The organism is Streptomyces sp. McG3 (genome assembly GCF_018619185.1).
In the GTDB taxonomy this organism is placed as follows: domain Bacteria; phylum Actinomycetota; class Actinomycetes; order Streptomycetales; family Streptomycetaceae; genus Streptomyces.
In genome coordinates, this window is sequence record NZ_JAAXYC010000331.1 from 1 (window position 1) to 8,377 (window position 8,377).

Annotated in this window: 8 protein-coding genes; 4 read left to right on the forward strand and 4 right to left on the reverse strand. The window is 72.2% G+C overall.

What is annotated here, in order from left to right; all coding sequences use genetic code 11:
• Window positions 1–366 precede the first annotated feature (366 nt).
• From HET64_RS33110 to HET64_RS33120, 3 genes are all read right to left on the reverse strand, one after another.
• Window positions 367–810, reverse strand: a complete 444-nt coding sequence (locus HET64_RS33110; RefSeq protein ID WP_215110851.1) for an SRPBCC family protein — start codon at window positions 808–810, stop codon at window positions 367–369.
• Window positions 811–916: 106 nt separating this feature from the next.
• Window positions 917–1,060, reverse strand: coding sequence for a hypothetical protein (locus HET64_RS33115; protein ID WP_215110852.1), 144 nt, complete (start codon window positions 1,058–1,060; stop codon window positions 917–919).
• A gap of 584 nt (window positions 1,061–1,644) precedes the next feature.
• Entirely contained in the window at window positions 1,645–2,037 is a 393-nt protein-coding gene (locus HET64_RS33120; protein ID WP_215110853.1) for a VOC family protein, read from the reverse strand.
• A gap of 134 nt (window positions 2,038–2,171) precedes the next feature.
• Here HET64_RS33120 and HET64_RS33125 point away from each other — a divergent pair, with 134 nt between their 5' ends.
• Together HET64_RS33125 and HET64_RS33130 are read left to right on the forward strand one after the other, a co-directional pair.
• On the forward strand, window positions 2,172–3,209 hold the full coding sequence (locus HET64_RS33125) for an Rv2578c family radical SAM protein (protein ID WP_215110854.1): 1,038 nt from the start codon (window positions 2,172–2,174) through the stop codon (window positions 3,207–3,209).
• A 155-nt stretch (window positions 3,210–3,364) separates the two neighbouring features.
• Window positions 3,365–4,951, forward strand: coding sequence for an alpha/beta hydrolase (locus HET64_RS33130; protein WP_215110855.1), 1,587 nt, complete (start codon window positions 3,365–3,367; stop codon window positions 4,949–4,951).
• 19 nt (window positions 4,952–4,970) lie between these two features.
• Here HET64_RS33130 and HET64_RS33135 read toward each other — a convergent pair whose 3' ends face one another.
• Window positions 4,971–5,543, reverse strand: a complete 573-nt coding sequence (locus HET64_RS33135; RefSeq protein WP_251146222.1) for an adenylosuccinate lyase — start codon at window positions 5,541–5,543, stop codon at window positions 4,971–4,973.
• 358 nt (window positions 5,544–5,901) lie between these two features.
• On the opposite strand from HET64_RS33135, the gene HET64_RS33140 reads away from it, so the two are divergent.
• Both HET64_RS33140 and HET64_RS33145 read left to right on the forward strand, forming a co-directional pair.
• A complete protein-coding gene (locus HET64_RS33140; RefSeq protein ID WP_215110857.1) occupies window positions 5,902–7,683 on the forward strand; it encodes a 3-hydroxyacyl-CoA dehydrogenase family protein in 1,782 nt (593 codons plus the stop codon).
• A gap of 91 nt (window positions 7,684–7,774) precedes the next feature.
• On the forward strand, window positions 7,775–8,377 hold a 603-nt coding region (locus HET64_RS33145), incomplete at its 3' end, for a TetR family transcriptional regulator (protein ID WP_215110858.1).

Sequence of the window (8,377 nt, forward strand, 5' to 3'; positions counted from 1 at the left end):
GGCGGGGGTGGTGCGGCGGGGAGTTCGACCGTGGCCGCCGCGCCGTCCGGCGTCGGGCCGTCCGGTCCCGGGCCGTCCGGCTCGTCCTTCACCAGCGTGATACCACCCACCACGTAACGCTCCCCTCGTCGCACCTGCGCCGCCCATTTCTCGCATCGCGCGGTAAGGCAGGGCAAACGTGACGAGGGGCGTACGCGGCGCGTACGGAGGGCTTATGCGCCGGTGGGAGGTGCTACGGCGCACAACCGGCCGCCCCGGAAAACCACCCGTTCCGGTGAGGCCGATCGTCCCGCGGAGGCCGGGTCTGTCCGGCCTCCGGTGCGGGGAGGGGAGGGGGAGTCGGACCGCCCCCGAGGCCGGTCGGTCCTACTTCTCGACCTCGGTGGCGAGGTTCTGGAGCAGCTCGTCGTAGATCCGGCCGAGGCCCTTGGGCGCGAAGGTCCGCTCGAAGAACCCGCCGATGCCGCCCGCGCCGTCCCAGACCGTGGTCACGACCGCCTTGGACCTGCCCTCGCCGGCCGGGGTGACGGTCCAGGTGGTGACCATGGAGGAGTTGCGGTCCTTCTCGACGAGCTGCCCGTCGGTCGGCTCGCTGACCTCCAGCAGGCAGTCGCGGACGCGCTTGCTGGTCGCCTGGAGCTTCCAGTGCACGAGGCTGCCCTCGCCGTCGCCGCCCTCCCGGACCTCGTACTCGCTGAAGTGCGCGGTCAGCACCTTGCCGCGGACGTCCTTGTAGTCGGCCAGCGCGTCGAACACCGCCTCTGCGTCCGCCGCGATGATCCGCTCCGTCGTGGCCTCGACCTGCGCCATGGCTGTTCCTCCAGCAGTCGGTTGTTCGGTGGGTGAGCTGAGCCAACCACCTCGGGCACAGCCGCTCAAAATCACGACCGGTCGTGACCGGTGCCGCGCACCTGGGTCACAGGGACGTGAACCATGCGGCGAGCGCGCTCCCCACTGCGGTGGCGAGGGCTGTCACCAGCCATCCGGGGATGCGCTGGACGGTCAAGTGGACTTCGCCTATGCGTAGTTCGAACGCGGGACGGGTGGATGTGGACGGCATGGCGCTCTCCCTGCTCGACGAGATGAGGCGACGTACTCGGATGGTGCCCACGTGGTGCTACGGATCATAACTATCCGTACCTGCGCATCGGTCGAGCACGGCGGCACAAGGGGGCGCACGGACGTGAGCAGGCACGTCGCCGACCTGCGGCCCCTCTCCCGCGCCTCACACCTGGGCGGTCGGCCCGGCGCGCGCACCACCATATTCCGGCAGGTCGCGAAGGCGGCTCGGGTGTAGTGAGGCCCTGCCGGTATGTTCTGGATCAGCTGGCAGCGACCGCCGAAAAGGTGGTGGGCGCCACGGTTGATCTGCTGTCCGCCCCGGAACTCGCGCCTTCACCGTGGGGCCCGGAGAACCGACTGTCGGTTCTGCGATCCGGACGGCCGCATCGTGCCGTCAGGTCGGCCATCGAGGATGTTGATCCGGCCAGGGGTCGTCAGCGGCGTCCCGGTTCCGGGCCCCACCTCCCGGCACCAGGGACTCGCAGGCGCCGAGCTGATCGCACCGGGACGTGCCGGATCATGATGCGGCGACGCATCCGCCATCCCGCGCGCACCACCGCCCGGGACAGGGGCCGCCCGGGTTCAGGGGCGGCGATCCCCCAGGACGCAGAACTCGTTGCCCTCCGGGTCGGTGAGCACGACCCAGCTCGCGTCACCCTGGCCGACGTCGGAGCGGCGGGCGCCCAGGCCGATCAGCCGGCGGACCTCGTCGCCCTGTTCCCGGTCGCTGGGACTGACGTCGATGTGGAGCCGGTTCTTGGCGCTCTTGCCCTCGGGCACCCGCGCGAAGGTCAGCACCGGCGGTACGGGGCCGGGGCGGTCCGCTCCCCCACCCGCCGCGGGCGGGCCGATGGTGACGACGCCTTCATCCGCGTCCTCGTCCCGCACCTCGTAGTCGAGGACCGAGCACCAGAACCGGGCGAGGCCGACGGGATCCGCGCAGTCGATCGCGAGCTCGGTGAACTTGCCGGCCATGGTCGGGACCTCCCGGTCGGATACAGCGGGACTACCAGGGGCCACACGCTAGTCGTGGGGCGCCACGGGCCCGCCCCGCACGATCAAGGGAACAAGTGTTCTATTCTGCGGTGAGTGCTACCGAGGAGGCGTCCATGCGCTGGGACAAACTGGTCGAGAAGAACTCGACGGCCGGGAACAGCGCGCTCTTCGCCGCGGACGCGGTGACCACGCGCACGTTCGACACCCCGGAATTCCGGGGCATCACCTTCCACGAGATCCGGGCCCGTTCGATCCTGAACCGGGTGCCCGGCGCCTCGCGGATGCCGTTCGAATGGACGGTGAACCCGTACCGGGGCTGCACGCACGCCTGTGTGTACTGCTTCGCCCGCAAGACCCACAGCTATCTGGACCTGGACACCGGCATCGGCTTCGACTCCCAGATCGTCGTCAAGGTCAACGCAGCCGAACTGCTCCAGCGGGAGCTGGCCTCCCGGCACTGGCGGGGCGAGCACGTCGCCATGGGCACGAACGTCGACTGCTACCAGCGGGCGGAGGGCCGGTACCAGCTCATGCCGGGCATCATCGCCGCCCTGCGCGACCGGGCGAACCCTTTCTCCATCCTCACCAAGGGCACGCTGGTCCTGCGGGACCTGGAGCTGCTGCGGCAGGCAGCGGAGGTCGCCGAGGTAGGTGTCTCGGTCTCGGTGGGCTTCACCGACCGGGAACTGTGGCGGACGGTAGAGCCGGGCACCCCCTCCCCCGAACGCCGGCTGGACGTGGTCCGCGCCCTCACCGACGCCGGCATCGGCTGCTCGGTCCTGATGGCCCCGGTCATCCCCTTCCTGGGCGACCGCCCGGATCAGTTGCGCGCCACCGTCGCCGCCATCGCGGACGCCGGTGCGGCCTCGGTGACCCCACTGGTGCTGCATCTGCGCCCCGGCGCACGCGAGTGGTACCTGGACTGGCTGGCGCTCCACCATCCGCATCTGGTCGAGCGCTACGAGCGGATGTACGCGGACGGGGCGTACGCCCCCACCTGGTACCAGCGCCGGATCACTCGGCAGGTGCACGAGTTGGCGGACGAGTTCGGGATCGGCCCGGCGCACCGGGGCGGGGCCCGGCGGATCGGCCCGGCTCCGGCGCCGGCCGCCGCACCGGAACCCGGCCCCACCCAGCTGACCCTGCTGTGAGGTCCGTGGCGGAGCCCGGGCGACCGCCCGCAGGGCCGATGGCGTGACCGTACGGGGTGACTCCGCGCGGAACAGGTCCTTCCGCAGGGGTATTCGGGGAGCATGCGGCCGGGACCGGTGATCCGGCGCCGCGTCCCGTCACCCCGGGAGGCCCCATGACGAAACGTGCAGGAATTCTGGTCGCCGTCGGCGCGACCGTCGCCGGTCTGCTGACCGCCGCGCCCGCGCCCGCCGCCGCCACCGCGGCGAGCACGCCGCCCGCCCCGAAACCGAAGTGGACGAACTGTCCGACCGACAGCTATCCGACGCTCCAGTGCGCGAAGGTCCGCACCCCGCTGGACCACCGCCGCCCGTCGGGCCGTCAGATCACGCTCGCCCTGTCCCGCGTCCCGCACACCGCGAAGACCTCCCAGGGCCCACTGCTGGTCAACCCGGGAGGCCCCGGCGGCAGCGGCCTGTCGATGGCCGGGTTCGTGGCGTCGTCGCTGTCGAAGAAGGTCGCGGCCCAGTACGACGTGATCGGTTTTGACCCGCGCGGGGTCGGCAGCAGTACCCCGGCGCTGAACTGCCTGCCGGGGCACTTCGATCCGGTGCGCCCCGACACGGTGCCGGACTCCGCCCGCTCGGAGCGGATCAACCGCGACCGGGCGGAGTCCTTCGCGCGGGCCTGCGGCGAGAAGCACGGCGACGTTCTGCCGTACATGGACACGGTCAGCGCCGCCAAGGACCTCGACGTGATCCGCCGGGCGCTCGGCGCCCGGCAGATCAACTACTTCGGCTACTCCTACGGCACCTACCTCGGCGCGGTCTACGCCAAGCTGTACCCGGAGCGCGTGCGCCGTCTGGTCCTGGACTCGGTCGTCGACCCGGACGACGTCTGGTACGAGGGCAACCTCGGCCAGGACTACGCGTTCGACGACCGCCACAAGGCGTTCGCCGCCTGGGTCGCGAAGAACGACGCCGCGTACGGACTGGGCAGCGACCCGGCCGGGGTCGAGGCCGCCTGGTACCGGATGCGGGCGGACGTGGCGCGGGAGCCGGCGGGCGGCACGGTCGGCGCGAGCGAGCTGGAGGACACCTTCCTCCCCGGCGGGTACTACAACGGCTACTGGCCCTACCTCGCCGAGGCGTTCGCCGCGTACGCGAAGCACCGGGACGCCGAGGCGCTGGTCGAGGTGTACGAGAACTTCGGCACGGTGGACGCGAGCGGCGACAACGGCTACTCGGTCTACACGGCCGTCCAGTGCCGCGACGCCGGCTGGCCCGAGCACTGGAGCACCTGGCGCAACGACAGCCGCCGGATCCACAAGAAGGCGCCGTTCATGACCTGGAACAACACCTGGTACAACGCGCCGTGCGCGAGCTGGCCGGTGGCGCCGCTGCGGCCGGTCCCGGTGAACAACCGTCAGCTGCCCCCGGCGCTCATCCTCCAGGCCACGGACGACGCGGCGACCCCGTACGGCGGCGCGGTCAGCATGCACCGCAAGCTCAAGGGCTCCAGCCTCGTCGTGGAGGAGGGCGGCGGCAACCACGGCATCACGCTGAGCGGCAACGACTGCCTGGACGAGCACCTGGCGGCCTACCTCACCGACGGCACGGTCCCGCGCGGCCGGGGCGAGGCGGACGCGGTCTGCGCCGCCCTCCCGGACCCGAAGCCGCTGCCCGCCGAGAAGGCGGCGGCCCAGTCGGTGGACAACAGCAAGGGCAGCCGTCTGCACGGCCTGCTCGGCTTCCGCCGCTGAGCCGCACGGGCCCGCCCGCTCACTCCCCCGGCAACCTGCTCAGCGCCTCCGCCGCGGCCGTGCCGAGGCGCGGGTGCGGCAGGGCCGCCGTGAGGACCGGGCGGGCCTGCGCGTCGGCGAGGCGGCCGAGCCCCTCGACGCAGGCGAGGGCGACGCGCCAGTGCGGATCGCCGGGGGCCAGCAGGCGCTGGAGGGTGGCGACCAGGGCGGGGACCGACTCGGGGGCCCGCAGGTCGGTCAGCAGGCGCACCGGGTGCAGGGCGTAGGCGGTGCGCAGGTGGTTGGTCGCGAGGGCGGCGGCCGCCCTCGGGGTGCGGGGGTCGTCCAGCCGCGCCAGGGCGTGGGCGGCGGAGACACAGCGTTCGGGGTCGCGGTGGTTGAGCAGGAGCACCAGCGCCTCGAAGGCCCGCCGGTCGCCCGCGCAGCCGAGCCGGAAGGCGGCCATCTCGCGGGCCCACAGGGGGCGGTGCGGCTCCACGAGGACCCGGGCCAGCTCCTCGGGGTCCTCGGCGGCGACGAGCCGGGCGTACTGCGGCGACCCGGCCGCCTCGGGTTCCAGCCGGTCCATGAGTGAACGGAACTCCTCATCCATGACGCTCAGCGTATCGACGGACACGCTCCGTACGGGGCGTCATCGAGGAGTTCCTGTGGTCCAGGGCACAAGGACCCAGGGGTGGCGCGCTCGTTACTCGCCAGTTACTCTCATCTGAGCGGGACACACCCCCCGCAGGCTCCGGTGGCCTGGTGACGCAGCCATCCGGAGAGCTTGTCGGTTCGGCTTCTCCGTGCGACGCGACCCCGGGACAGGGTCCGTCACCCCCACGGCCGGGCGCGCTCCCCGCGCGACGGCCCCGTGCTCCACGACACGCAGCTTCCGTACGCCACGCGCCGCTCCCTCATCGCCGCGCGTTCCGTGCTCCCACAGTCGTCACTCACCCTGGAGTCCCCTGATGGACACCTCTCTCTCCACCATCGCCGTCGTCGGCCTCGGCACCATGGGCACCGGCATCGCCGAGGTCCTGGCCCTGGCGGGCCGCGAGGTCATCGGCATCGACATCAGCGAGGCCGCCGCCCTGGGGGCCTTCGCCTCCCTCGAAGCGTCCACCGCGCGGGCCGTGGGCCGTGGCCGCATCACCGAGCAGGAGCGGACCGACGCGCTCGCCCGGTTCCGTACGTCCGACGATCTGCGCACCGCCGCCGGGGCCGAACTGGTCATCGAGGTGGTGCCCGAGACGTACGAGATCAAGCAGCAGGTGTTCCGGGACCTCGACGCGATCGTCTCCCCCACCGCGATCCTGGCCACCGGCACCAACGCCCTGTCGGTGACCCGGCTGGCCGCCGAGTCCCAGCACCCCGAGCGCGTCCTCGGCCTGCACTTCTTCAACCCGGCGCCCGCGATGAAGCTGGTCGAGGTGGTCTCCTCGGTGCTGACCGCGCCGCCGGCCGTCGAGGCCGTCACCGCACTCGCCCGGGAGCTGGGCAAGGAGCCCGTCGCGGTCGGTGACCGGCCCGGGTTCGTCGCGGACGGGCTGCTCTTCGGCTACCTCAACCAGGCCGCCGCGATGTACGAGGCGAACTACGCCTCCCGCGAGGACATCGACGCCGCGATGAAGCTGGGCTGCGGGCTGCCGATGGGGCCCCTCGCCCTGCTGGACCTGATCGGCATCGACACCGCCCGCACCGTCCTGGAGGCCATGTACGCCGAGTCCCACGACCGGCTGCACGCCCCGGCCCCCGTCCTCGGCCAGCTCAGCAGCGCCGGTCTGACCGGCCGCAAGGCCGGGCGCGGCTTCTACACGTACGACGCCCCGGGCGGACAGGCCGTGGTGCCCGACGCGCTGACCCCGGCGCCGGACGCCGTCTCCGGAGCCGGGCGCGAGGTGGCGTCCGTCGGCGTCGCGGGCTCCGGGACGATGGCCTCCGGGATCGCGGAGGTCTTCGCGAAGGCCGGATACGACGTGGTGCTGGCCGCCAGGTCCCAGGAGAAGGCCGACGTCGCCAGGGGCCGGATCGCGAAGTCGCTGGAGCGTTCGGTGGCCAAGGGGCGGCTCACCGCCGGGGCCCGGGACGAGACGCTGGCGCGGATCAGGGCGGCCGGTTCGCTGGACGCGTTCGCCGAGGTCGACCTCGCCGTCGAGGCGGTCGCCGAGGACCTGGAGATCAAGCGGCAGCTGTTCGCCGCGCTGGACAAGGTCTGCCGGCCGGGCGCGGTGCTCGCCACCACCACCTCCTCGCTGCCGGTCGTCGCGATCGCCCGGGCGACCGCGCGGCCCGAGGACGTGATCGGGATGCACTTCTTCAACCCGGCGCCCGCGATGAAGCTGGTCGAGGTGGTCCGCACCGTCCTGACCGCCGATGACGTGCACGCCACGGTCCGCGCGGTGTGCGCGAAGATCCGCAAGCACCCGGTGGACTGCGGGGACCGGGCCGGGTTCATCGTGAACGCGCTGCTGTTCCCGTACCTCAACAACGCGATCAAGATGGTCGAGCAGCACTACGCCTCACTGGACGACATCGACGCGGCGATGAAGCTGGGCGGCGGCTACCCGATGGGCCCGTTCGAACTGCTCGACGTGGTCGGCCTGGACGTCTCGCTGGCCATCGAGAAGGTGCTGCACAAGGAGTTCCGCGACCCGGGCCTGGCCCCCGCGCCTTTGCTGGAGCACCTGGTCGCCGCAGGGTGCCTCGGCCGCAAGACGGGGCGCGGCTTCCGCGAATATGCCCGTCGCTGACCCGGGAGCCGGGTGGGGCGGGCTGCTGGGACCCTCCGGCGGTCCGCCCCCGCAGGCGCGCTCTCCTGCACCGATGCGTTACGTTCATGCCATGTCCCAGCCCGCCAAGTCACCCCGTGCCACCGCCGCGACCGACGCCCCGGAGACCACCACCGCGGGGACGCGTGCCGCCGCCCAACGGCTCAAGATGCGCCGTGAACTGGCCGCCGCCGCGATGGAGCTCTTCGCCACGAAGGGCTACGAGGCGACCACCGTCGACGAGATCGCGGGTGCCGCGGGCGTCGCCCGGCGGACGTTTTTCCGCCACTTCCGCTCCAAGGAAGAGGCCATCTTCCCGGACCACGACGACACCCTCGTCAGGGCCGAGGCCGTCCTCAACGCCGCCCCCGCGCACGAGCACCCGCTCGACACCGTCTGCCGGGGCATCAAAGAGGTCATGAAGATGTACGCGGCCAAGCCCGCCGTCTCCGTGGCCCGCTACAAACTGACCCGTGAGGTGCCGACGCTCAGGGAGGCCGAGATCGCGTCGGTGGCCCGCTACGAGCGGCTGTTCACCCGCTATCTCCTGGGCCACTTCGACGAGCGCGACCACCACGTGGGCAACGACGACCCGCTGCTCGCGGAGGTCGCCGCGTCCGCCGTGGTCACCGCGCACAACCATGTGCTGCGCCGCTGGCTGCGGGCGGGCGGGCAG